Origin of the sequence: Perlabentimonas gracilis (genome assembly GCF_011174675.1) — a bacterium.
GTDB classification, from domain to species: Bacteria; Bacteroidota; Bacteroidia; order Bacteroidales; family Tenuifilaceae; genus Perlabentimonas; species Perlabentimonas gracilis.
Window position 1 is genome coordinate 1 of record NZ_JAANIG010000012.1, and the last position, 24,825, is coordinate 24,825.

Annotated in this window: 13 protein-coding genes; 8 read left to right on the top strand and 5 right to left on the bottom strand. The window is 43.1% G+C overall.

Features of this window, described 5'->3' with window-relative positions; translation table 11 throughout:
* Positions 1–107: 107 nt before the first annotated feature.
* Positions 108–2,651: a M1 family metallopeptidase gene (locus tag G8O23_RS07190; RefSeq protein WP_166363242.1), complete on the bottom strand. Its 2,544-nt coding sequence runs from the start codon at positions 2,649–2,651 to the stop codon at positions 108–110.
* A gap of 92 nt (positions 2,652–2,743) precedes the next feature.
* Positions 2,744–3,637 carry a DMT family transporter gene (locus G8O23_RS07195; RefSeq protein WP_166363244.1) on the bottom strand — a complete coding sequence of 298 codons (894 nt, stop codon included), beginning with the start codon at positions 3,635–3,637 and terminating at the stop codon, positions 2,744–2,746.
* A gap of 115 nt (positions 3,638–3,752) precedes the next feature.
* On the opposite strand from G8O23_RS07195, the gene G8O23_RS07200 reads away from it, so the two are divergent.
* From G8O23_RS07200 to G8O23_RS07220, 5 genes are all read left to right on the top strand, one after another.
* The gene (locus G8O23_RS07200; protein WP_166363246.1) at positions 3,753–7,799 is read left to right on the top strand and encodes a sensor histidine kinase; all 4,047 of its coding nucleotides are present in this window, start codon (positions 3,753–3,755) and stop codon (positions 7,797–7,799) included.
* Positions 7,792–8,547: a LytR/AlgR family response regulator transcription factor gene (locus G8O23_RS07205; protein ID WP_166363248.1), complete on the top strand. Its 756-nt coding sequence runs from the start codon at positions 7,792–7,794 to the stop codon at positions 8,545–8,547. Before G8O23_RS07200 ends, G8O23_RS07205 begins: the two co-directional genes overlap by 8 nt.
* Positions 8,548–8,692: 145 nt before the next feature.
* On the top strand, positions 8,693–9,187 hold the full coding sequence (locus tag G8O23_RS07210; protein ID WP_166363250.1) for a LytTR family DNA-binding domain-containing protein: 495 nt from the start codon (positions 8,693–8,695) through the stop codon (positions 9,185–9,187).
* 28 nt (positions 9,188–9,215) lie between these two features.
* Positions 9,216–13,049, top strand: a complete 3,834-nt coding sequence (locus G8O23_RS07215; RefSeq protein ID WP_166363252.1) for an InlB B-repeat-containing protein — start codon at positions 9,216–9,218, stop codon at positions 13,047–13,049.
* Positions 13,050–13,136: 87 nt separating this feature from the next.
* The gene (locus tag G8O23_RS07220; RefSeq protein ID WP_166363254.1) at positions 13,137–13,817 is read left to right on the top strand and encodes a hypothetical protein; all 681 of its coding nucleotides are present in this window, start codon (positions 13,137–13,139) and stop codon (positions 13,815–13,817) included.
* 398 nt (positions 13,818–14,215) lie between these two features.
* Here G8O23_RS07220 and G8O23_RS07225 read toward each other — a convergent pair whose 3' ends face one another.
* Positions 14,216–15,754 carry a DUF4301 family protein gene (locus tag G8O23_RS07225; protein WP_166363256.1) on the bottom strand — a complete coding sequence of 513 codons (1,539 nt, stop codon included), beginning with the start codon at positions 15,752–15,754 and terminating at the stop codon, positions 14,216–14,218.
* 109 nt (positions 15,755–15,863) lie between these two features.
* Between G8O23_RS07225 and rimO the strand changes: the two genes are divergently transcribed.
* On the top strand, positions 15,864–17,177 hold the full coding sequence (gene rimO / locus G8O23_RS07230; RefSeq protein ID WP_166363258.1) for a 30S ribosomal protein S12 methylthiotransferase RimO: 1,314 nt from the start codon (positions 15,864–15,866) through the stop codon (positions 17,175–17,177).
* Between the two features lie 118 nt (positions 17,178–17,295).
* Here rimO and tpx read toward each other — a convergent pair whose 3' ends face one another.
* Both tpx and G8O23_RS07240 read right to left on the bottom strand, forming a co-directional pair.
* Positions 17,296–17,802: a thiol peroxidase gene (tpx, locus tag G8O23_RS07235; protein ID WP_166363260.1), complete on the bottom strand. Its 507-nt coding sequence runs from the start codon at positions 17,800–17,802 to the stop codon at positions 17,296–17,298.
* A 120-nt stretch (positions 17,803–17,922) separates the two neighbouring features.
* On the bottom strand, positions 17,923–20,463 hold the full coding sequence (locus tag G8O23_RS07240; protein ID WP_166363263.1) for an ATP-dependent Clp protease ATP-binding subunit: 2,541 nt from the start codon (positions 20,461–20,463) through the stop codon (positions 17,923–17,925).
* A 319-nt stretch (positions 20,464–20,782) separates the two neighbouring features.
* On the opposite strand from G8O23_RS07240, the gene gyrA reads away from it, so the two are divergent.
* Both gyrA and G8O23_RS07250 read left to right on the top strand, forming a co-directional pair.
* Entirely contained in the window at positions 20,783–23,278 is a 2,496-nt protein-coding gene (gene gyrA / locus G8O23_RS07245) for a DNA gyrase subunit A (protein ID WP_166363265.1), read from the top strand.
* Positions 23,279–23,342: 64 nt separating this feature from the next.
* Entirely contained in the window at positions 23,343–24,659 is a 1,317-nt protein-coding gene (locus G8O23_RS07250) for a tetratricopeptide repeat protein (protein ID WP_166363267.1), read from the top strand.
* The last annotated feature ends 166 nt before the right edge of the window (positions 24,660–24,825 follow it).

Here is a 24,825-nt window from a genome sequence, read left to right on the forward strand (position 1 = left end):
AAAGAAGGCAAATAATGAATTTGGTGCTAGTTCAAGTGAAATTCTAAAACGACAAGACTTTATAAATAAAAAAGAGGGTGCCAGTTTATGGACACCCTCGTTTCGTATTACTCACTTTGCCTATTGTTTGCCCTATAAAGCATATCGGCCGATTGGAGTAGCTTCATTTTTAGATTAGGCGAAAGGTTGGGGTTTGCCTCAAGCCAACTTTCAACCACCTCTAGTGCTTCGGGCGATGAGTGTCCCCATAGGGTGGCATCGAGCCAACTCTTAGGGAAGAATATATCGCCCGTGCGCTGGATTTCGGGAAGCATATTGAGCGAGGGCTCAATAAACCGAATGCCAAAATCGGAGCGTAGGGGATGATGTAACCACCTGAGCGCTTCGGCAACCCAAGGTTCGGGCTTTCGGTTTGCAGGATCTGCCAATTTTTCGAAAAAATCGACCCTATGGCTTGGGTTGGGCGAAACGGCATTGAGAGTAAAATCAAACTGCGCCACCCTGTCGGGATTGTTTATACGTTCAATTTCGCCAAACGCAATGGTATGGTAAAGATCGGGTTTGCGTATCATTAGCTCGTAAGCAAGACGGGTACGCTCATTCTCGCTTAGCGGAATGCTGCACACCTTTTGCTGAGCCCACCCCGAGTATAACCTGCTAAACGATTCATTGGATGTAAAAACCGAAAACAGAGTCGATAGGGCTGCTCTGCGTTGCTCTATAGGCTGTTTACTGTTAACCATACTCCAAAGCATTTCTTCAATACTATCGGCCAAATTGTCGCGAATCTCCTGATTTGTGAAGCGCCAGAATACGTTGGGTAGCACGTTAAGCAGGTAGTTTTGTATCTGTGGCTCAGTCTCGGTTTTAATACAAGCAGTAACCATACGGATGTATTTATCAACATCGATATGACCATCGAGCAGCATCTCGTGTAACGATAGGTGCTGAGCTGCTCGTGCAACAGCATTTGCCGAAAACAACCCTTTCTGCAGCATCTTGATTAGCGTTAAGCTGTCGGGCATAAAGTACCCGTAGGCCATTCCACCGCTATTCACTGTTAATGCAATTGGCCTGTCAGCCGGCGGCTCAACCTGTATCGAGGCAGGTAGTTCCTGCAGCCAAAGCTGCTGGGTTTGCTCCACTTTGTTGCCAAAACAAATATCTATATGCATGGGAGGGAGGGGGGTAGCATTTAAGGCCTCAAATCTTAAAATATTTGAGTTGTTTGCTAGCGAGTAGTATGCTGCAGGGCGACCAACCCTTTCAGTCCATATTTGAGCCCAATCCTTCAAATTTATATCAGTGTACTTGTCAAGTATATCCACAAGCTCACTCCAGCTGGCATTGCCCATCTGGTACGATTTAAGGTAGTCCTGCACCCCTCTTTGGAAAGGTTCGTGCCCCATGAGCATCACCAGCTGCTGCATCATTATAGGCGCTTTATGATATATTATATCGCCGTAAAGGGTGCCGGCATTAAGCATATTGTCGAGCTGCTGCACAATGGGGTTTGCCCCTTTAGTTCTATCCACAGAGTAGGCACTGGGAAAATGCGATAGCATAAAGCTTAGCTCATGGTTAATTGATGGGTACTGTGGGTTGACTATTTGATCGGCCATAAAGCCTGCAAAAACCTCCTTAAGCCACACGTCGTTGAACCATCGCATGGTAACCAGATTACCAAACCATTGGTGTGCCACCTCGTGTGCAATTAGATTGGCCTGCCTAAGTTTCTGGCTCTCGGAGGGGTGCTCATCGAGCAGCAACCGACTATCGCGGTAGTAAATTGCTCCGGGGTGCTCCATTCCGCTGTACTGAAATCCGGGAATAAGGATAAAGTCGAGCTTTTCGTATGGATATTTAATGCCGGTGTACTCCTCGAGCCAGCCGAGCGATTGTGCGTGCAAATCGAACAGTATGGGCAAATTTCTGTCCAATTTTTGCTGATCGGTTTCGCGATGATACACAGTAAATTCATAACCACCAACTGATCTGGTCACGTAACCAAAATTTCCAACGGCAAAAGCAAAAAGGTATGTGCTAATAGGCTTATTGTTAGCAAACTGAACGTTCTTAATCTCTTCATTTACATTTTCAACATTATGAATTGTCCCATTCGATAGTGCGTTCCAGGCAGAAGGAATGTTTAGGGAAAGGTTAAAAGTTGCCTTTAGGTCGGGCTGATCGAAGCAAGGAAATACTGTTGATGCCCTATCGGGAACCAACAGCGTGTATAAAAAATCGTTACGCCTATTAAGCGACCCATCGTTGGAGATAAATTTAACTCGGTAGGTATTTATACCAGCATCAACATGCTTTTTGGGAATTATAATATGCCCGTTCCGAAACCTATACTCAATGGCTTTACCCTTAAGCATAACCGATTTAACCATAGATTTTTTGGCTCTAAAATCAAGTACTATGGGAATTGCTTTAACCGTTTCGAACGATATTTCTACCTCTCCAACAACGCTATCGGATATCTCACTTGGGATATCGAAGTGAAGCTTATACTCTATGTTACTAATGGAGGATTTGCGTTCTTGAGCAAGGCTTAACGATACACCTTCCTCAATTTCGATGGATGAGCATGCACTAAATAGAACCATTGCCACCCCGCAGAGGATAATACTTATCTTTTGTACCATGTTTTATCTTTTTAGGCAAGTTAACTAAATTGATAGACATAAAATGCTGGAGCCAAAAAAGATTAACGAGATAGATATGCCGTAGGTTTCTTCTATACTCTTTTCACCCTTTGCCTTCGGTTTACCATGTAAACGCCCAGCAGAACGATTATGATGCCAAGGATTTGTACAAAGTTTACCGTTTCTCCATCGGAAATGCCCCACAGAATGGCAAAGAAAGGGATGATGTAGGTTACCGAGCTGGCAAAAAGCGCATTGGTGTAACGAATTAGATTGTTGAATACGAATAGCGATAGCACCGAGCCAAAAGCCGATAATGCTAGCACCGCCCCAAGGCTTTGCCAAAAATAGGGCGATTCCCATGCTGTCCCTAAATCGGTAAATAGTAGGATTACCCCAGCAACTGGCCCAACCGTTAGGAACGATAAGCTGGTGATTTGAATACCATTCATATTGGGCAGCTTAAACTTTACCTCGTTCACATTAATGCCATAGCCAATGGTTGCAATTATTACGTATAGCGCATAGGAGTTGGTGCCAAAAATGGCGCTAAAGTCTCCACCCGTTATCAATGCTAATGCACCAATAAAACCAATTATTACACCTACTACTTGGTTTAGGGTTGGCTTATTCTTGTAAAATAGTATACCCACAATTAGCGCAAAAAGGGTTGCTGAGCTGTTTAGCATACCCGATAGGGCGCTAGTGATATGGGTTTGCGCAAGCGCAAAGAGGAATGCTGGAAAGAATATGCCAGCGTACCCCACAATGGAAATGTTCTTTAGGTTTGCCTTGTTAATTTTACCCAAATGCCTATAGATTACAGGAAGCAGTAGTACAAACCCAAAGAAAACCCTGATGGCGGCAACCTGTGTAAAAGAGAAAGCAACCAACCCCTTCTTCATGAGGATAAACGAACTTCCCCATATAAGGGCCAGTGCAAGCATGGCAATCCATTGCCATAATTTCTTATTTAAGTCTATCATACTTTTTTGGTTGCGCAAGGTGCTCAAAAGTAGCAATTTGTTGTTTTGCCTAACTATCTAAAGATGATTTTTAGATAAAAAAGCTTAATTTGGCAAAGGATTTAATTCTTTTGCAATGATCTCTCCCCGAATCAAGGCCTTTTTAGCCATATTGTTAGCTTTCACATCAACAGCTTTCACACAGCAAGTTGATGTTGATAGATTTTCGCGTTTTGCTAATTATACTGTCCAGGATGGTCTTAGCCATAATACTGTTAACGATATTATTCAGGATAAGAATGGGTTCATGTGGTTTGCGACCGAGAATGGTTTGTCGCGCTACGATGGCTATTCGTTTGTAAACTTTTTTCATAATCCCGAAAATCCAAACAGCATACCTGGGAACTCAGTGCTAACTTTAGCCATTGACAGCCAAGACTTTCTGTGGATTGGAACCACGGATGGGCTATGCCGATTGAGCTTTGACCATGGAAATATCCAACATTTCCAAGCTACTATAGGCGATCCAAACTCACCCCGTACAAACCATATCCGTAAGCTATACTTTTCAGCTAAATCTAATACATTGTGGATTGAAACCCTGGGTGGGGTTCTATCATCTTTTGATATAAAAACAGAGAAATGGAAACACTACTCACACATAGCCAGTGCCCAACCTTACTACCGCTATCATACCATTTTTGAGGACAGCCATGGAGATATTTGGGTTGGCGGCAGGAATACACCAATCATAAAACTTAACAAAAGGAATGAAACAATACACAATATCTACTCAGGTGATATAAATACAGGTGGTAAGCGCGAAAACGATTTGGCCGACATTTACGAAACTTCAAAAGGTAAATGGTATGTGATGGGGCTTGATGGAATTTACGAGTTTTTCCCCTATACTGAAAAATTTAATAGGATCCATTCCTCATCGAGCTACTCAGCGGTTGAAGATACCGCAGGTGCTTTATGGTTTGGCTCTGGATTTGGTTTACTAAAATACGATGATGCAAAAAATCAATTTGTAGCATACAGGAATAATAAAAACAACCCCAAGTCAATTGTTCATAATCATATTAATAAGGTTTATATCGATAAGGCGGGCAATATCTGGGCAGGGACACGCGAAGGGGTAAGCCTGCTTAGCCAGCGTTCCAAAAATTTTAGCTACTATTTTCATATCCCTGGAGATGATAAAAGTCTGTCGGACAATAACGTGACTGCCATTGCCCAGGATACTGATGGAACGCTATACGTTGGTACAGCACACCATGGACTTAGCATTCTCGAGCCTGGACATAGTGAATTCAAGCAGATTCAAGGGAAGCGAGGAAGCGACAATTGGCTTTCGTCGGAGCGTATTTCATCGCTTTACTTCGATTCGGAGGGTATTCTATGGATTGGTTTATGGTCCGGAGTGGGCTTCAATAGCTACAATCCTAAAACAAAGACATTTAAACGATATGCCCTCGAGCAAAATACGTTGCGCTCCGACTGGTACAATGCGTTTCTCGAAGATTCTGAGGGTAATTTTATTGCTGGCCTTTGGGGAGCAAGAGGAGTAATGTATTTCGATAGGGATAAGGGAATGTTTACGGGAGACCATTACATAACCTACAATAAGCCATACAATTTACCCGTAGAAAAAATTATGCATGACGGAACGGGTAACTACTTTATGCTATCGAGGCCTACCACAGGTTATCTTTATCACTATTCCGATGATAATAGCAGGTATAAGTCATATGCCTTCAGCCCACATCCGGAACGGGGCGACGTGTCGAATAGGGTTAGCAAAACGAACTTGCCATTTTCATATACCACCCTAAATGGTATGGCTAATAACGGAAGGGGGCTATCTGTTTTCAGCACAAATTCGGGACTATTCACCTGGGATCAAGGAAATGGTTTTCAATCGTTTTATGAAAAAAACATTGAGCCCATTGATGTCAAAATATCAAGCCAAAACAGGGTGTTGCTGCTAGAACATGAGCAGTTAACAATTTTCGACAGCTCTGGCAGCGTTGTGTTTACCTCACAGTTGCCTCCTGGCAGGATAAAACAACTAGAGTTAATAAGTTCCGATACCCTTGTGCTTATTGGCGAAAAGGAACTTTACATTGGAACTATTGATTACCAAAAGCCTCTCGACTCATACCAAAGAATTCTATTCGATGAGTTTGGGCCCATAAACCACATTGAAGTGGTTAAAGGTGATCTATGGCTTTCAACATCAAGCGGTTTGCTTCGGGTTAAACTCAATGAGATTAAAGTCTCTGATTCGGGTCGTTGGGAAGGTGACTTGGCGCTTAGCGTACCTGTTACATCAACACTAACTATGAACGATAAGCAGCTTGTGGTATTTAGCCCGCTGGGGATATACAAATACAACCCTACCACAGGCACAAGTAGCCCTATACAATTTAGTAATGTCCCCGAGGGCTTTAGAACGTCCATACAGTCGGCTACGCTGTATAACAATAGCACAATTTGGGTTGTGGGGGAAGTGGGCCATTACCAAGTAAACATTAATACAGGTGAAATAATCAATACAAACCTTCCCGATTCCGATAGGTTAAGCTCTCATCTCACCTCATCGTTAATGGAGGATGCTAATGGCGATATTTGGGTTGGAACAACTAATATGGGGCTAAATAGGATAAGCAGATCCACCGGTATTATTAAGCATTTTTATGAGCCCGAGATTCCCAGCAACTATGTTAATACAACCCTGGAGGCAACCGACGGGAAGATTTGGGTAGCCACCCGTAATGGGCTGTGCTATATTGTTGATGATTTTGTTATAAACATCTCGAATATTCCATCAGGGCTCGATATCCGATCGCTGGTTGAAGACCATAAAGGCAATGTATGGGCAGGTACCAACAATGGTCTTCTGGTTGTAAACCCATCAACCTTTAGTTTTGATGTTTATAACGTATTTAATGGCTTTCCATCTACCAATTTTTCTAAGGCCTGCGTCAAGCTAAACGACAACAGGTTTGCTTTTGGCACCTCGGAGGGGGTGGTGGTATTCAACCCAAATCAAATTTTAACTGTAAACAACACCTCTACGAATGTTGCTTTTACTCATTTCGATTTGTTTGGGATCCCTCAGAACTTCTTTATGGTAAGCAACGATACAATCCAGCTTACTCATACGCAAAACTTTTTCACAATTAACTTCTCGGCGGCCGATTTTGGCTTTGGAGACGGAACAACATACTCTTACAAACTACAAGGTGTTGATCCAACCTGGACACTTACTCAGTCGTCTAGCGTGTCCTACACCAATGTAAGGCCCGGAAGATACCTTTTTCAGGTTGCACAGCTAATGCCCAATGGGAAAATATCCGATAAGAGCTCAACCCTAATAATACGGATTAAACCTGCCCTTTGGCAAACACTTGGGTTTAAGCTGGCCATAGTGTTCCTGGTTCTTGGAGGCATTGGCGCCTATGCTTTCACGTACATTCGACAGCTAAAGGCTGCAAGGCTAAACGTGGAGCTGGAGCAACGCCTGCTAATATCACAAATGAACCCCCATTTCATATTCAACAGCCTTTCGGCTATTCAAAGCTTCATGTACCGCAATCAGCCCGAGGAGGCGGGGAATTACCTCTCTTCATTCTCGCGATTAGTGCGCTTAATACTTGAGAATTCCCGATCCGCTTTTATATCGCTAGGGCAAGAGGTACAAACGCTAGAGCTTTACCTCACATTGCAAAAGTTGCGTTTCCCTAATAAGATTGATTACGCCATTGAAGTTGACCCTAATCTTTTGGGGGCTGACTTATGGCTACCCCCAATGCTAGCCCAACCCTTTATCGAAAATAGCATTGAGCACGGTATTATGCATAAGGAAGGGAGTGGAAATATTCAGGTACGTTTTATGGCCGAGGGTAGCAACATTATGATTGTTGTAGAGGATGATGGCGTTGGGCTTGTTAAATCAAAAGAAATCAATAAAAGCAAACGGATGTCGCATACTAGCTACGCCACATCAATTACACGCGATAGAATTAAGGGCTTTGCAGGTAAATATGGAAAAAGCGCAGGGGTAAATATTATTGACCTCAGTGACCATGGCAGCCAAGGCACACGTGTGGAAATAACCATACCAATTGTAGACCATAAGATTAGTAACAATAATAATAGAGTTAGCAATGATTAAAGCATTACTGGTTGATGACGAACCAAGGGCTAGGGAAACGCTAAGGGCAATACTTGAACGCTTTTTTCCTGATGTTTCTGTGTTGGGTGAGGCTTCGGGGGTTGAAGAAGCATTTGTCGCCATTACTAACCTTAAGCCTAACACTGTTTTTCTAGATATCAATATGCCCGACGGCACAGGATTCGATTTGCTAAAGATGTTCGATAACGAAATGGACTTTAAGGTGGTATTTGTTACGGCCTTCGAAGAGCATGCCTTGGAGGCCATTAAGTTTAGCGCTTTCGACTATATCCTAAAGCCCATAAACACCAATGAGCTAAGGGCTGCCATTGAGAAGCTAAGTACTACCCTCGAGGAGTCCGATGAAATATCGGTAAAGCTAAAAGCTTTTTTCGAGAACGTTGAAACACCCAGTCAGGGCAAAAAGAAGATAGTGCTCAAAACCAACGAGAGCATCCATCTGGTGCCCATTCAAAGCATTGTTCGGTGCGAGGCCGATGGCAACTACACCAAGGTACTTCTCGATAATCAGCCCAAGCTGCTGATATCAAAATCACTGAAATACTTTGAAGACATGCTGCAAGAGTTTGGTTTTGTGAGGGTACACCAAAGCCATTTGGTTAACATTAACCATATAGTACGAGTTGATAAAATAGATGGGGGAGTACTGGCGTTTGCCGATGGTGCACAGGTGCCCATATCAGTTCGTAAGCGCGAACAGCTGCTAAAGATGCTTAGCAACTTGTAATTATACCTACTTGAGCAGCATAATGGCTTCCATTCAAAAATCAAATAATAAATATATCCTAGCGAATAATAGCTCAACCCAGCCAAATAATAGCTACCCCTTTTTTTAGCAAACCGTTACTGCTACTTTGTGCAAAATTTAGCTTATGCCCAAAGTTATACTTGCAGCACAAACGGGTATTGATGCCACTTGCGAAGATGTCAATACTTTGACATTACTGCTGTGGTTCGATGCTGATGTGAAAGCAGTTAGCACCCTACCGCTGCACAGGTGTAACAGCGATACCCCATTGCTCTTTCACTCCAACCAAAAAACAGAGGTTTTAACCAGAGGATGCGTGTATAGCGTACTTTCAATCAGCAATGTAGTACGTGTTGAGTGCGTTGGTAAGGAATGCACGTTTCATCTCGATACGGGTTTGTTCCTAACTGCCAGCATATCCATAGAAACTCTTGCAGAGGCTTTGAGTGATTATAGTTTTATCCGAACACATCCTTCGCACCTAATCAATATAGCATACTTAAAAACCTACGTTAATTGCAACGCATTTGTTACCCTTAGCAATTCCGATGCAGTACCAGTAAGCCAAGGGAACAACCAGCTAATTATCGACTTTTTAAATTCACAAACCCTACTATAAATCAAGCAAAATACTAGGAGGAATAATTATGAAAAAAACTCTACTCACAATTGTAGCCTTAGCATTTCTTCTCATAACAATTGGAAGCAGTGCGCAAACAGCCAAAAATACAGATTGGTGGATTCCAAATACCTCAGTAGGTCATATTGTAAGCGATGACACCTACACCTATATTGGTGGTGATTTTACTTATATAGGGCCAAAAACAAGAGGTGGTACTACAGTTAACATAAATACAGGTTTAGTTGCAACCGATTTACCTGAAGTAAACGGATTTGTTCGTATAGCAGTGCCTGACGGCAATGGCGGTTGGTATATAGGTGGCCACTTTACAAGCGTTGGGGGGATATCGCGAAACCACATAGCACATATAAAGTCCGATAAAACCGTTAACTTAGATTGGGCTCCGAATGCAAATTTCAGTCATGAGTACGATATACCCGAAATTTATACAATCGCCATTTCTGGTGATGATATTTATGTGGGTGGAAGCTTTAGCTCTATCGGGGGACAAAGTAGGAACGGTATTGCAAAACTTAATAAAACCAACGGAAATGCTGATGAAACATGGAACCCAAATGCAAGTAGCTCAGTATATACAATTCTTGTGTCTGGCGACGATATTTATGTAGGTGGATACTTTACCTCTATTGGCGGACAACCCCGAAACCGAATCGCCAAGCTTAATAATACCAACGGTGATGCTGATGAAACCTGGAACCCAGATCCAAACAATGGAGTTTCCTCAATCGCTATCACTGGTGACGATATCTACGTAGGGGGGTATTTTACCACTATCGGCGGACAGTCCAGAAACAGAATAGCTAAACTCAATAAATCCAACGGGAATGCCGATGAAACTTGGAATCCCAATGCTAATGCTGGAGTAAATACAATCGCTATATCTGGTGAGGATATATACGTAGGTGGGGGGTTCACCTCTATTGGTGGTAAAAGTAGAAACCGAATAGCAAGGCTCAATACCACCAACGGAGATGCCGATGCTACCTGGAACCCGAATTCAAATCAATGGGTTTCAATAATCGCAGTTTCTGACGATAATATATATGTAGGCGGAGGCTTTACAACTATTGGTGGACAAAACCGAAACCGAATTGCAAAGCTCAATAAAACCAACGGGAATGCCGATGAAACCTGGGATCCAAATGCTAACGGAGGTGTAAGTGCGATTGCAATAACCAGCGAAAATATATTCGTAGGTGGGGATTTTTCCTCTATCGGAGGATTAACCCGAAACCATATAGCTCGCTTTCGCAATTTGGACGGAACTCTCGATGAAACATGGAACCCGGATGCAAATAGCAGGGTTTCTACAATTGCCTTGTTTGGTGACGATATATTAGTAGGGGGTCTGTTTACATCTATTGGTGGGCAACCCAGAAACCATATTGCCAAACTTAATAAAATTGATGGAGCGGCTGATGCTACCTGGAACCCAAATGCAAACAATTCAGTTTCAGTAATCTTAATTAATGGCGACGAAATTTATGTAGGCGGATCGTTTTACGGAACAAATAGTATCGGCGGGCAAACCCGAAATCGAATAGCTAGACTCAATAACACTGATGGTGCCGCAGATCCTTCGTGGAATCCAAATGCCAGTGGAGCAGTAACCACAATTGCTATATCTGGCAACGATATTTATGTAGGTGGATTGTTTAACGGAACAAATAGTATTGGCGGACAAACCCGAAATCGAATTGCCAAACTCAATAAGACTGATGGTACTGCAGATGCTACATGGAACCCAAATGCAAACGCAACAGTAAATACAATCGCTATTTTAGGTAGCGATATTTATGTTGGGGGGTGGTTTTACGGAACAAATAGTATTGGTGGGCAAACCCGTAATCGAATTGCCAAACTAAATAATACCAACGGAAATGCCGATGCTTCCTGGGATCCTAATGCAGAGTATTATGTTACTACATTGGCCATTTCTGGCAGCGACATATATGTAGGAGGGGGGTTTAAAATTATTGGCGGAGAAAACCGAAACGGTATTGCCAAACTCAATATTACCACTGGAGTTGCAGATGAAACTTGGAACCCAAACCCTAACTATGCTGGTGTTAGTTCAATAGCCATATCTGGTTATGATCTTTATGTAGCAGGAACTTTCCATTCTATAGGAGGGGAAAATCGACCTTATATTGCTGTTTTTGACAATCCATCACCAATACTTGTTTGTACTGACAAGTTAACACCATTTACAACCCTAGCAGGTACAGCTTCTAATGCAGAAACTTTTTCATTATCAGCCAGAAATTTAACTACCGATGCAACTATTACCGCTCCAACCCATTTTGAGGTTTCATTAGATGGTAACACTTATGCACAGAGCTTAACGGTATCTCACACTGGTGGAGTTATCGCTGATCAAATAATTTATGTACGAATTGCCGCTTCGGCAAGTTTAGGTGATCATTCTGGGAAAATTACCGTTGAAAGTGCAGGTGCTTCAACACAAAACATAGCAGTTAGTGGTTCGGTATTGCAGCTTTATACAATAACCTACCATGCAGACGGCGGAACACACGCCAATCCTGCCACCTTCACCATAGAGGATTTGGACATTACCCTTGCGAATGCCACCAAGGATGGCTACACCTTTGCGGGTTGGTTCGATAATGCAGAACTAACAGGCGATGCCGTAACGCAAATCACAGAGATTGGGAATGTGGAGCTGTGGGCCAGCTTTGAGGCCATTGAGTACACCATCACCTACCATGCAGACGGCGGAACGCACGCCAATCCCGCCACCTTCACCATAGAGGATCTGGACATTACCCTTGCGAATGCCACCAAGGATGGCTACACCTTTGCGGGCTGGTTCGGCAATGCCGAGCTAACGGGCGAGGCCGTAACCCAAATTACCGAGATAGGCGACGTGGAGCTGTGGGCCAGCTTTGAGGTCATCGAGTACACCATCACCTACCATGCAGACGGCGGAACGCACGCCAATCCTGAGAACTTCACCATAGAGGATTTGGACATTACCCTTGTGGATGCCACTAAGAATGGCTACACCTTTGCTGGTTGGTTCGATAATGCAGAACTAACAGGCGATGCCGTAACGCAAATCACAGAGATTGGGAATGTGGAGCTGTGGGCTAAGTTTGAAGCGATTGTTTATAACATTACTTACCATGCAGACGGCGGAACGCACGCCAATCCCGCCACCTTCACCATAGAGGATTTGGACATTACCCTTTCAGATGCCACCAAGGATGGCTACACCTTTGCGGGTTGGTTCAATAATGCCGAACTAACGGGCAATGCTGTAACCCAAATTACTGAGATAGGAAACGTGGAACTGTGGGCTGGCTTTGAGGTAATTGAGTACATTATCACTGCAAGCACAGGTGATAACGGAGGCATAAGCCCTGAAGGCAATGTAGTGGTTGAGCACGGAAACTCACAATCCTTTGTGATTACACCCAATGAGGGATATGTAATTGCAACATTAAGCGTTGATGGAAATCAAATAAATTTGGAAAATGATGAAAACTGGGATGCTGAAACCTTAACCTACGAATTCGTTTCGGTTACTTCAAACCATACGGTTCATGTGGAGTTCGATACTGCTTCTGCAACTACTTTTACTCAAGCTGTAAAACCAAGAGCTTATCCAAATCCATTTTCAAATCATATTTCAATTAGTGATGCCGAAGGGAACGAGCGTGTTGTAATAACAAACATTGCAGGACAGCGAGTTGTTGATATATTTTTAAATGGGAATACCACTATTAGTACATCTACACTTAAATCAGGAGTGTATATTCTAAGCATTACGAATTCTAAGGGTGATACTTTTGTTTCAAGGATAGTTAAGAATTAAAAGTAACAACTTAATAATAAAGAGTATATGTGTCATAAACAAACAAATAACACTTAATAACCTAACAAATCACAGGAGGATTTAACTATGAAACGAATTACATTACTACTAGTAGCATCTATTTACTTTGGCCTATCGGCTGGATATGCACAGCTTTTTCCTCAGGTCGACAGACCCACTGGGGACGATATGAGCCTTCTTGTACTGCAATTTGGTCGCGAGAAGGCCGATGGCAGTGGCTACGAAATTGTGCTTAACAACAATGCCACCGGCTGGGCACCGGTTGTTAAGGGGCCTGATGGTGAAATTATCCCCTTTAGGAAGTACGATTCGGCGGCCGATGTGAACAACATCTTCTATTCGGAAAATTTAACGGCTGGGGAGTACACATTGGTGGGTTTTTACCACGTTTACGTTGACTATGGTAAGCTCGAGGAGTATAAAAAGGAGATTAATAACCCTAACTTTATAATGAGCTACGAACCGTTTGCCAACAATTCTTACCATATAAAGCAGCTGGTTGAACTTGACGAGCCCGTTAAGATTAATCTCGAAGCAGGTACCGTTAAATCGCTGGGTAACTACGCCGTTAAGTTCGAGTGGATAGCTGGCGGATTTGGTTCAACCGACGATCGTTGGAAAGCAAAGGACGGGGTGAAAATTGTTCTAGCCGAACCTCTCGACGAGTACATTGCCCGCTACATTAAAACCTGGAGAACTCGCTCTTGGAGGCCTTGGAACGAAAGAAATCCCAGCAGCGCTTTGTAACACTATTCCTGTTATAAACGCTAACCAACAAACCAACCCATATTGAGTAAGGGCTGCCGTTCTCGGCAGCCCTTATTTTTATCATCCTACAGTAGATCGCTCTCCCGTAAAAGTATTTGGACAAGTATTGCAAGCTTTGCTTTCAACCTTTTGTATCTAGGCAAGCAGGTTAGAGTAGCTAACCACTCGCAACTCGCAACTTGTCACCCGTGACCGTTTAAGTCACAATTCAATCACCCAATCACCCAATCACTCAATCATTCAACCTGCCCGCTCTACCCTGCCTACCGCAGACAGGCTGTAGGTAGACAGGCCACTGGCAGGTCAATCAATCATCCAGCCTGCTAGTCCGCCCTCTGGATGCTAACATATCCACAACCCGCTTCTCGTAACTCGCTTTACCCCTGATGCTCCTCACGAAGCAAATCGTTCACCGTTTTTACAGGGTTAAAGGTGATTAATGGAACCTCTACAAATATGGTAATCCAGTTGCTCATGGCGCCATTCCATAGTCCTGGCAACTCCTGAGCTTTTAGTGGCCTGCCATCCTTGCTTTTTAGGGAGATAAAACCCGTATTGGGGTCGCGAAACTTAAGCAGATCAAACTTTTCTCCATCCACATCAACTATTCCGCAAATAAGGTCAACTGGGTTAAAGTGGGTTGATGATTCAAAAATGTTTTTTTTCTGAGGATCACCCATATCAATCTGTGACGATTCCACAATTTGTAGCGAGATGGATCCATCGGGGTTTGCAGCCCAGAAAGGCCCACCACCTGGTTCGCCCACGTTTTTAACCATTCCGCATACGCGGATAGGCCTATTGAGTTTTTCGGTAAGGTAGGAGTGAAGCGCCATAGTATCGGATAGGTTTAAGCCAGTGGGTGGCAATATACATAGCTCCTCAATGGTAAAGTCGAGCACCTCATGCAGAAACTCTTCCGATGGAGTTTCCTGTTCCTGTAGCTGGCTTAGGTAGTCGAAAACAAGACTTTGGTAACTTACCAACAGTCCCGCCAAAGCCTTTTTGTAAAGCACCGTTTGTGGTTTAAGCCTATCGGGAACCACATTATCAATATTCTTAATAAAAACTAGCTCCGTTTCTAACTCGTTCAAATTTTCGATTAGCGCCCCGTGGCCACCCGGACGAAACACCAGCCCGCCATCCCCATTGCGGAAAGGGTTATTGTCCTCTTCGGCTGCAATGGTATCTGTAGATTGTTTTTGTTCGGAGAACTGAATGGTAAAGTTTACGCCATGAACCTCTTGATATCGAGGCAATACCTCTGAAACCAATTTTTCAAATCCAGCTCTATGCTCTGGCGAAACGGTGAGGTGAATATCTACATCGCCATTGGGCATACGGGCGTACTGTGCGCCTTCAACTATATGTTCCTCAAGGGCTGTGCGTGTGTAGTTGGGGTAGTTGTGAAACTTAATTAAACCCTTAGGCAAATTTCCATAGTTCAAGGCGTAGGGCTGGAGCAAGGCTTTTACTATTGTGGTATAGTCCTTGTGCTCAATAAGCTCATCAATATTATATTTATTCTTTACTAGCTCTGCTTTTAAATCGGAATAAAAAGCAAATTTTCTGATATTCTCAAAAAAGTTCCAGGTTGAGTCAAAGCCCTTATCTTCAAAACATTCTTCTTGTTTTTCGGGATACTCATCAATAAACTCGAAAAGATGCTTAAACATCCTTGTGGCTGCACCCGAGGCGGGCACAAACTTGGTTAGCTTCCCCTCGTAGCTTTTAAAGAGGTCCGCTAAATCGTCGACCTCGCTACACTCCAAGCGGATTATGCCATCACCCACCACGGCAGGCTTTATAATATCGAGGAATGGGAATCCCTTTACAAAGTTGTTAAGCTGCTGCTCAACCGTCTCTTTAGATATACCTGTTTTCTGAAGCTGCTCAATGTCCTTTGTCGATAGCATAGCTGATTTTTTTGGTTTATATGGATTTTCGTGGGTAAATATCGTTATTTTTTAACTATTCTTACCTTTGCATTTTGTTTTTCGCAGCATAAATAGCAAATAAACATATATGGGTAATAGAAAGATAAATGTAGTTACCATGGGCTGTTCAAAGAACGTGGTAGACTCGGAATATCTGATGAAGCAGCTGGAGGTTGGGGGCTGGGAGGTGGTTTTCGATTCTAACGACACCTCTGCAAGGGTTGTTGTTATTAATACCTGTGGATTTATTGCCGATGCCAAGGAGGAGTCAATCGACACCATTCTATCGTTTGTAGAGGCAAAAAAGCAACACCAAATCGATAAGGTTTTTGTTATGGGATGCCTATCGCAACGCTACAGGGAGGAGCTAGCAGAGGAAATTCCCGAGGTTGATGGCTTTTTTGGAGTTACCGATATGCCAGAAATCCTAAGAAGTTTGAATACCAGCATTAGTGATAAGCATCTAAACCAAAGGCATATAACCACACCAAGCCATTATGCATTTCTAAAGATATCCGAGGGATGTTCTTGGGGCTGCTCATACTGTGCCATTCCACTAATTCGGGGTAAGCACGTATCTAAACCAATTCCTGATCTGGTGGAGGAGGCCCAATTTCTGGTTAACCAAGGAGTTAAGGAGATTATGCTAATTGCCCAAGATTCAACATTTTATGGAAAAGATATTTATGGGGAAAGAAAGCTCCCCGAGCTTATAACTGAGCTGAGTAAGGTAGATGGGTTAGAGTGGATTAGAGTCCATTATGCATACCCAACGGGTTTCCCAATGGAGCTGCTTACCGTGATGCGGAGCAATCCCAAGGTTTGCAAGTATATCGATATCCCTTTTCAGCACATTAGCACCAACGTGCTAAAGGCAATGCGACGTGGAATAAACCGCGATGAAACACTCCAATTCATCGAAAGACTGCGAAAAGAAGTTCCCGAAGTGGCCATTCGAACAACACTACTAGTAGGGCATCCAGGGGAGAGTGAGGATGATTTTAACGAGCTGCTTGAGTTTGTTAGAGTGATGAAGTTCGATAGGCTTGGCGTATTTGCCTACTCCGAGGAGGAGGGAACCCATTCGGCAACCTTACCCGATGATGTTCCTGAGGAGGTAAAGCAGAGTAGAGTTGAACAAATTATGGACTTACAACAGCAAATATCGTTAGAAAACAATAGGTTAAGGCTCGGTAAAATATTCAGGGTAATTGTTGATAGGGAAGAGGCTGATTACTATGTCGGACGCACCGAATTCGACTCGCCCGAGGTGGATCAGGAGGTACTTATTGCTAAAAACCAATCGGTTATATTAAAATCTGGCGATTTTGTAAGCTGCAGAATTGTGGATGTAGCCGACTACGATCTCTACGGCGAATTAGTCTCTTATTGCATCCTATAAAGCACGAAAGGCTGATGAAAACTCATAACTCATCAGCCTTTTGCTTTCAATAAATCAATCCTTTATTAGCAAACTGGATCAATGCACATTGATACCATATAACACTGCATACTAAAGGCTAAACCAACTCCTTAAGCTTGCCAATGGCAGCATCGTAGTTGGGCTCATTGCCAATTTCAGGAACTATTTCAACGTATTGAATCACATCGTTAGCATCAATAATAACAACTCCTCTGGCCAGAAGCCTTAGCTCGCTGATGTGAAAACCATAGTTCTTTCCAAAATCCATCTCGCGATGATCCGAAAGGGCTACAAGGTTGTTAATACCTTCTGCTCCGCAGAAACGCTTTAGCGCAAAGGGTAAATCGGCCGAAATGGCCAGAAATGCTACCTTGTCGCCAAACTGGGCTGCCTCTTGATTAAACTTGCGGGTCTGCATTGAGCAAACGCCTGTGTCAATGGATGGGAATATGGAAAGCAACTTAACCTTACCTTTGTAATCATTTAGATTTGAGGGCTTAAGCGCATCATTAAGCAGGTTAAAACCTGGAGCCTTATCGCCAACCTTAATCTCGTTCCCAGTTAGGGTAACCGGGTTGCCTCCGAATGTAATTTTCTTACTCATAGCTGTATCTCGTTTTTAAGTGTGTTATTGATTTTTGTTTTACAAACGCCATACTGCATTCGTTTGTTCAGCGTTTATACAAAAAAACGCCCTAAAAAGGGCGTTTAAGCATAAAAGATTCTAGTTAGTCGACTCAGGATCAGGTTTTACCTCTTTAGGGTTCTCATTTTTCTTTATTTTGATTACAATCTCATCCTCCTTCTTGTTGTAATCAACGCAAATGGTATCGCCAACCTTAATCTCGCTCTTTATAATTACCTCAGCCATCTCATCCTCAAGGTATTTTTGTATTGCGCGTTTCAATGGTCTGGCTCCATACTGCACATCGTAACCTTTTTCGGCCACAAAATCCTTAGCGGTTTTTGTCAGCTCAATGATATATCCCAAATTATGTATCCTTTCGAATAGTCCCTTAAGCTCAATATCGATAATCTTGTGTATATCATTACGAGTAAGCGAGTTGAACATAATAACATCATCAATCCTGTTAAGGAATTCGGGAGCAAACGCTTTCTTAAGGGCCTTTTGAATTATGCTCTTGGCATAATCGTTATTGGCCGACTCGCTAGTGTTGGTTTTGAAACCTACACCCTGACCAAAATCTTTCAGCTCTCGGGTACCAATATTTGAGGTCATGATGATGATGGTATTCTTAAAGTCCACCCTGCGCCCCAAGCTATCGGTTAGCTGACCTTCATCGAGCACCTGAAGCAGAATATGGAACACATCGGGGTGTGCTTTTTCAATCTCATCGAGAAGAACTACGGAGTAGGGCTTACGCCTAACCTTTTCGGTAAGCTGGCCACCTTCCTCATAACCCACATAGCCTGGAGGCGCTCCAATAAGGCGCGATACAGAGAATTTCTCCATATACTCACTCATATCTATGCGGATAAGGTTATCGGTGGTATCGAACAAATATTTTGCAAGCACCTTAGCCAGCTGGGTTTTACCAACACCCGTTGGCCCAAGGAAAACAAAGGTTCCAATGGGTTTATTGGGATCCTTAAGCCCAGCACGGTTACGCTGAATCGATTTTACTATCTTTCCGATGGCCTCATCCTGCCCAATAACCGAGTCCTTTAGCTCTTCGCCCATCTTTAGCAATCGTGTACCCTCGGCTTGGGCAATGCGCTGAACCGGAACACCGGTCATCATGGCAACCACCTCGGCCACCTTTTCGTCATCTACTATCTCACGATGCTTAACCAGCTCACGCTCCCAACGCTGCTGCTCACGCTCGAGTTGCTCTAGGAACTGCTTCTCGCGATCCCTGAAGCTGGCAGCCGATTCAAAATCTTGATTCTTTACAGCCTTAAGTTTCTCGGCCTTAGCCTCTTCTATCTGCTTTTCTAAAGCAATTATTTTCTCAGGAACCTTGATGTTTGAGATATGTACTCGCGACCCCGACTCGTCTAGGGCGTCAATGGCCTTATCGGGCAGGTGCCTATCGGAAATGTAGCGCATGGTGAGCTTAACGCAGGCATCAATGGCCTCTGGTGTGTAAGAAACATTATGGTGATCCTCGTATCGTTCCTTAATCTTGTTGAGAATTTCAACGGTTTCATCTGGCGAGGTTGGCTCAACCATTACCTTTTGAAAACGACGCTCTAAGGCACCATCCTTCTCAATGTGCTCACGGTACTCGTCGAGGGTAGTTGCCCCAATGCATTGCAGCTCGCCACGGGCAAGCGCTGGTTTAAGCATATTGGCAGCATCCAACGATCCTGTGGCACCTCCAGCACCAACAATGGTATGAATTTCATCGATGAAAAGGATAACATCCTGGGTTTTTGAGAGCTCGTTTAGAATGGCCTTCATCCGCTCCTCAAACTGACCACGATACTTAGTACCTGCAACTATTGAGGCCAAGTCGAGGGTTACCACGCGCTTGTTAAACAGTACGCGAGATACTTTACGCTTGGCTATTCGCATAGCTAACCCCTCGGCAATGGCCGATTTACCAACACCTGGCTCCCCTATAAGTATTGGATTATTCTTCTTTCTACGGCTAAGAATTTGGGCAATGCGTTCAATCTCCTTTTCGCGCCCAACAATAGGGTCGAGCCTATTCTCCTCTGCGGCCTTGGTTAAATCAATGCCAAAGTTATCTAGAACAGGTGTATCGCTAGCAGGTTTTCCGGGGGTGGGCTGTGGCCCTCTGGGTGTTCCTCCAAACGATCGCTCATCGTCCTCATCGGAGAATTCTGCTTTTGTTTCAATAATCTCAGGTTTCATCTCTGCTTTAACAGTATAGTAATCAATATTTTTTTCATCAAGCATCTGTGTTACCAGGCTATTCTCGTCTTTAAGTATAGCAAGTAAAAGATGCGCTGTATTAATATTTTCAGTTTTGAGCTCCCGGGCAACTAGTGTTACCAGTTTAAGCACTCTTTCGGCTGATTTGAAAAGCGGGAGGCTATCGGGATCGACTAGAGGAGAGGATTGTTCTGCCCCCCTAATCTTGGTTTCTATTTGATCCTTGGCTTCGGAAAGGTTGATTCCAAGCTCAAGCAAGATATTAATGGCCATACCCTCACCATCGCGAAGGATACCCAAAAACAGATGTTCTGTTCCAATGCTCGAGTTTCCTAGTCTTACAGCCTCTTCGCGGCTATAGCTCAACACCTCTTTAATCTTATTTGAAAATTTGTAGTCCATTTATTCATTAAATTTTTCCGATACTAAAGTAATACAGTATAACAGATTTACCAACTCTATGTTGCCAAATTGAGCTAACATTTCGTAAAATATTTCTTTATCAAAAACCAAACTTATTGCTTACCATTGAAATAGCTCGCTGCTTAGCTCATATGATTTTCAGAGAAAATTAAGCATAAAAACCAGCAACGGAGTAGCCTGTAAATATGTTGATAAATAGTGTGTAGCTTGGGCTGTTTTATAAGATAAAATTGGTACATTAGCGGGTTTTAAATTTGGTATGAAGTAAACCGTTTTTATTAAAGTAATACTTTTATAAATGACTGGAGAAGATAAAATTAAAGTGGTTAACATCGAGGAGGAGATGAAGACTGCCTACATTGATTACTCAATGTCGGTAATTGTATCAAGAGCATTGCCCGATGTTAGAGATGGATTAAAACCAGTTCACCGCCGCGTTTTGTTTGGTATGACGGGGTTAGGGTTATCATCAGGAAAATCCTACAAGAAATCGGCCCGTATTGTGGGTGAGGTTTTAGGTAAGTATCACCCTCATGGCGACTCGTCGGTATACGATGCTATGGTTAGGATGGCTCAAATTTGGTCGCTTCGATACCCACTGGTTGAGGGGCAAGGTAACTTCGGGTCAATTGATGGGGACAGCCCCGCAGCAATGCGTTACACGGAAGCGCGCTTGCAAAAGATATCGGATGATGTCCTGGCCGATTTGGATAAGAACACAGTCGATTTTAGGCTAAACTTCGATGACTCGTTGGAGGAGCCTACTGTTCTACCCACACGAATACCCTTATTGCTTGTTAACGGCACCTCTGGTATTGCAGTGGGAATGGCTACCAATATGCCTCCACATAACCTGTCGGAGGTGGTAGACGCAACCTGTGCATATATCGATAACAAGGATATTGATATTGAAGATCTTATCAAGTATCTGCACGGACCCGATTTCCCAACTGGAGGTATTATTTACGGTATTCAGGGCATCAAGGATGCATACCGCACCGGCAAGGGTAGGGTTGTTATTCGCTCTGCCACCGAGATTGAGCAAACCGAGTCGGGGCGTGCAAAAATTATAGTAACCGAAACCCCATACATGGTGAATAAGGCCGATATGATCAAAAAGATCGCCGACCTTATTAACGAGAAGAAGATTGAGGGGATCAGCTACATCAATGACGAATCGGACAGGAACGGAACACGAGTTGTAATAATACTTAAGAGGGAGGCTGTTGCCAATGTTGTGCTGAACAACTTGTTCAAACAATCTCAGCTACAATCCTCTTTCTCAATAAACAACATAGCCCTGGTTGATGGAAGGCCTAAGCTGCTAAACCTTAAGGATCTCATCAGGTTGTTCGTGAGCCATCGACATGATGTTATCATTCGTCGTACACATTACGAGCTCGATCAGGCGCAGAAACGTGCTCATATCCTTGAGGGTTTACTAATTGCCATCGACAACATCGATGAGGTAATTGCAATTATCCGCGCAGCACAAACCCCCGAGGAGGCTCGTGAGAAATTAATGGAGCGCTTTGACCTGTCGGATCTACAGGCCCGTGCCATCATCGATATGAGGCTAAGAAGCCTAACCGGTCTTGAGCGCGATAAGGTGAAGGAGGAACACGCCGAGCTAATGAAAATGATTGAGTACTACAATCAGGTTCTCCAGGACGAAACACTCCAGATGAAAATAATAAAGGATGAACTGCTCGAGGTGAAGGCTAAGTATGGTGATGCTCGAAGAACACAAATAGTTCCCGATGCCGAGGAGTTTAACCCAGAGGATTTTTATGCTGATGAGGATGTAGTAATTACCATTTCGCATCTCGGGTACATTAAGCGTACTCCGCTTACTGAGTACAGGTTACAGGCAAGGGGAGGGGTAGGCACCAAAGGTGTAGCAGCTCGCGATGAGGACTTTATAGAGCACCTTTTTGTTGCCTCAATGCACAACACCATGCTTTTCTTTACCGAGAATGGGAAGTGCTTCTGGCTCAAGGTGTACGAGATTCCCGAAGGCGCCAAATCATCTAAAGGTCGCGCAATCCAAAACCTTATCAATATTGAGCCAGAGGATAAGGTTAAGGCTTACATCAACGTAAAAACTTTGAATGATCCCGAGTATGTGAGTAAAAATTTCATCATTTTGGGAACAAAGAAGGGCATAATTAAGAAAACCTCGCTTGAGGCTTATAGCCGTCCACGACAAAATGGTGTAATTGCCATCACCGTAAAGGATGGTGATCAGCTGCTGGAGGCATGCTTAACCGATGGCAACTGCCATATGATGCTTGCTGCAAAGAATGGCAAAGCCATTAAGTTCCCCGAGAACCTTGTTCGAGCCATAGGAAGAACTGGAGGAGGAGTGAGGGGAATATCCATAAGCCCCGATGACGAGGTGATTGGCATGGTTTGTGTTAACAATGAAGAAAAGGTTGATATTCTGGTGGTTTCAGAGAAGGGGTATGGCAAACGTTCAAGTTTTGATGATTATCGAATTACCAATAGAGGTGGAAAAGGAGTAAAGACCATCAATATCACCGAAAAAACTGGTAAGCTAATTGCTGTTAAGGCTGCTTCGGACAGTAACGACCTGATGATTATCAACAAAAGCGGCATAACCATTAGGCTTGCAGTTTCCGATGTTAGACTTGCTGGTAGAGCAACACAAGGCGTTAAGCTAATAAACCTTAGGAATGGCGACACCATTGCAGCAGTAACAAAGGTAGATGCAGCTCCAGAAGTGGATCAAGACCAAGCTGTTAATGAAGTACAAGATGAGAGTGAAAACTAACCATTACTTTACATAGTATTGTACTAGAACAATAAATTGATTATTAATCATAAACCAAAACATGATGAAACGAATAATTTTATTTTTATCTGTAGTTGTTATGGCGAGCAGCGTGTTTGCCCAAACATCAAAGCAGGTTAACTTCAGCTCATTAGAGAGAAAAATCGAAAAAAGTAATAGTAACCTTGAGCACGAGAAACGCAGCACAAGGTACAAAACATGGCTTTCGCATGGCGAACTTATGTTTGATATATACGATGCAATGACATTAAGTGCCACAACAGGTATGTCGATTAGTGAATTTAACATAATTGTTGGAACGCCCAAGGAGGAAACTGAAAAGGAAATTGATGGCCAAATGGTTACTGAGTACAAAATGGATAGGGTTAATTTCTACTTCATTAATGGAGTGCTCGAGTACTGGACTTTCACCGACGAGCTAGTAGAAAATCCACTTAGGGTAGCCTACGACAGCTTCCTAAAAGCAAAAGAGCTCGACGATAAGGGAAGGGCAGACAAAAGCCTTTCTGAAAATCTTAACAAGCTTAAGTACATGTATGTAACCGAAGGAACAAGCAACTATACCAAGAAAAATTACCTGAAATCTGCGGAGTACTTTGAGATTGCAGTGGAAATAGGTGAGCATCCTCTTGTTAACTATGTTGATACTGTTGTTATATACTATGCTGGACTATCGGCCCAGGTTGGTGGCGATAATGAAAAGGCTATTAGACTATACAAGAAAGCCTTAGAATATAATTATGGTACCGATGGCAACATATATTACAATATATTTGAAGCTTACTCTCAACTTGGTAAAGCCAAGGAGGGAGTTGAGTACCTTAAGGAAGGGTTTGTAAAATATCCTAAGAACCAAGCAGTTTTGTATGGTCTAATTAACTACTACATTGCACAGGGTGATGACCCACAGCTAGTGCTCGAGTATATCCATCAGGCAATGGAGACCGACCCCAATGAGCCATCGCTTCATTTTGCTGAGGGGACACTTCACGATAAACTAGATAATACCGATAAGGCTATGGCTGCTTACATTAAGGCAATTGAGCTTAATCCAGAGTTTTTTGATGCACAGTACAACCTTGCAGCCCTTTACTTCAACCAGGGGGTAAAACTGCTGGAGGAAGCCAATAAGGTTCCAGCCAGAGAAGTTGACAGATATGACGAGGTTATGGCTAAGGCAAATGCTGAGTTTAAGAAAAGTATTAAACCCATGGAAAAGGCTTACAAGCTAAATCCAAGCAGCCCTGAGGTTGTTGAGACCCTTAGAAACCTTTATTTCCGGTTCCGTAATGAGGATGAAAGTTTCCAGAAGAAATACGAAGAGATGAATGAAATTCATCAGAGTATGAAAGAGCAGTAGAGGTTAACTTTATCATAATGGGGCTAGCATTAATTTGCTGGCCTTTTTTTTTATAGCGTAAACCCAAGTAATAGAATAGGGTAATAGCGAAATCATCTATTTAACATAATATGGATTATGTAACAATAAAGGAATTGCAATAAATAATTAAAATCATTGAAAATGA

What these genes read in the sequence shown, in the direction of transcription:
- G8O23_RS07250 (WP_166363267.1), top strand. Translation starts at nt 23,343, where the DNA reads ATGAAACGAATAATTTTATTTTTATCTGTAGTTGTTATGGCGAGCAGC.
- rimO (WP_166363258.1), top strand. Translation starts at nt 15,864, where the DNA reads ATGGGTAATAGAAAGATAAATGTAGTTACCATGGGCTGTTCAAAGAAC.
- G8O23_RS07225 (WP_166363256.1), bottom strand. Translation starts at nt 15,754, where the DNA reads ATGCTATCGACAAAGGACATTGAGCAGCTTCAGAAAACAGGTATATCT.
- G8O23_RS07240 (WP_166363263.1), bottom strand. Translation starts at nt 20,463, where the DNA reads ATGGACTACAAATTTTCAAATAAGATTAAAGAGGTGTTGAGCTATAGC.
- gyrA (WP_166363265.1), top strand. Translation starts at nt 20,783, where the DNA reads ATGACTGGAGAAGATAAAATTAAAGTGGTTAACATCGAGGAGGAGATG.
- G8O23_RS07190 (WP_166363242.1), bottom strand. Translation starts at nt 2,651, where the DNA reads ATGGTACAAAAGATAAGTATTATCCTCTGCGGGGTGGCAATGGTTCTA.
- G8O23_RS07210 (WP_166363250.1), top strand. Translation starts at nt 8,693, where the DNA reads ATGCCCAAAGTTATACTTGCAGCACAAACGGGTATTGATGCCACTTGC.
- G8O23_RS07200 (WP_166363246.1), top strand. Translation starts at nt 3,753, where the DNA reads ATGATCTCTCCCCGAATCAAGGCCTTTTTAGCCATATTGTTAGCTTTC.
- G8O23_RS07215 (WP_166363252.1), top strand. Translation starts at nt 9,216, where the DNA reads ATGAAAAAAACTCTACTCACAATTGTAGCCTTAGCATTTCTTCTCATA.
- G8O23_RS07195 (WP_166363244.1), bottom strand. Translation starts at nt 3,637, where the DNA reads ATGATAGACTTAAATAAGAAATTATGGCAATGGATTGCCATGCTTGCA.
- G8O23_RS07220 (WP_166363254.1), top strand. Translation starts at nt 13,137, where the DNA reads ATGAAACGAATTACATTACTACTAGTAGCATCTATTTACTTTGGCCTA.
- tpx (WP_166363260.1), bottom strand. Translation starts at nt 17,802, where the DNA reads ATGAGTAAGAAAATTACATTCGGAGGCAACCCGGTTACCCTAACTGGG.
- G8O23_RS07205 (WP_166363248.1), top strand. Translation starts at nt 7,792, where the DNA reads ATGATTAAAGCATTACTGGTTGATGACGAACCAAGGGCTAGGGAAACG.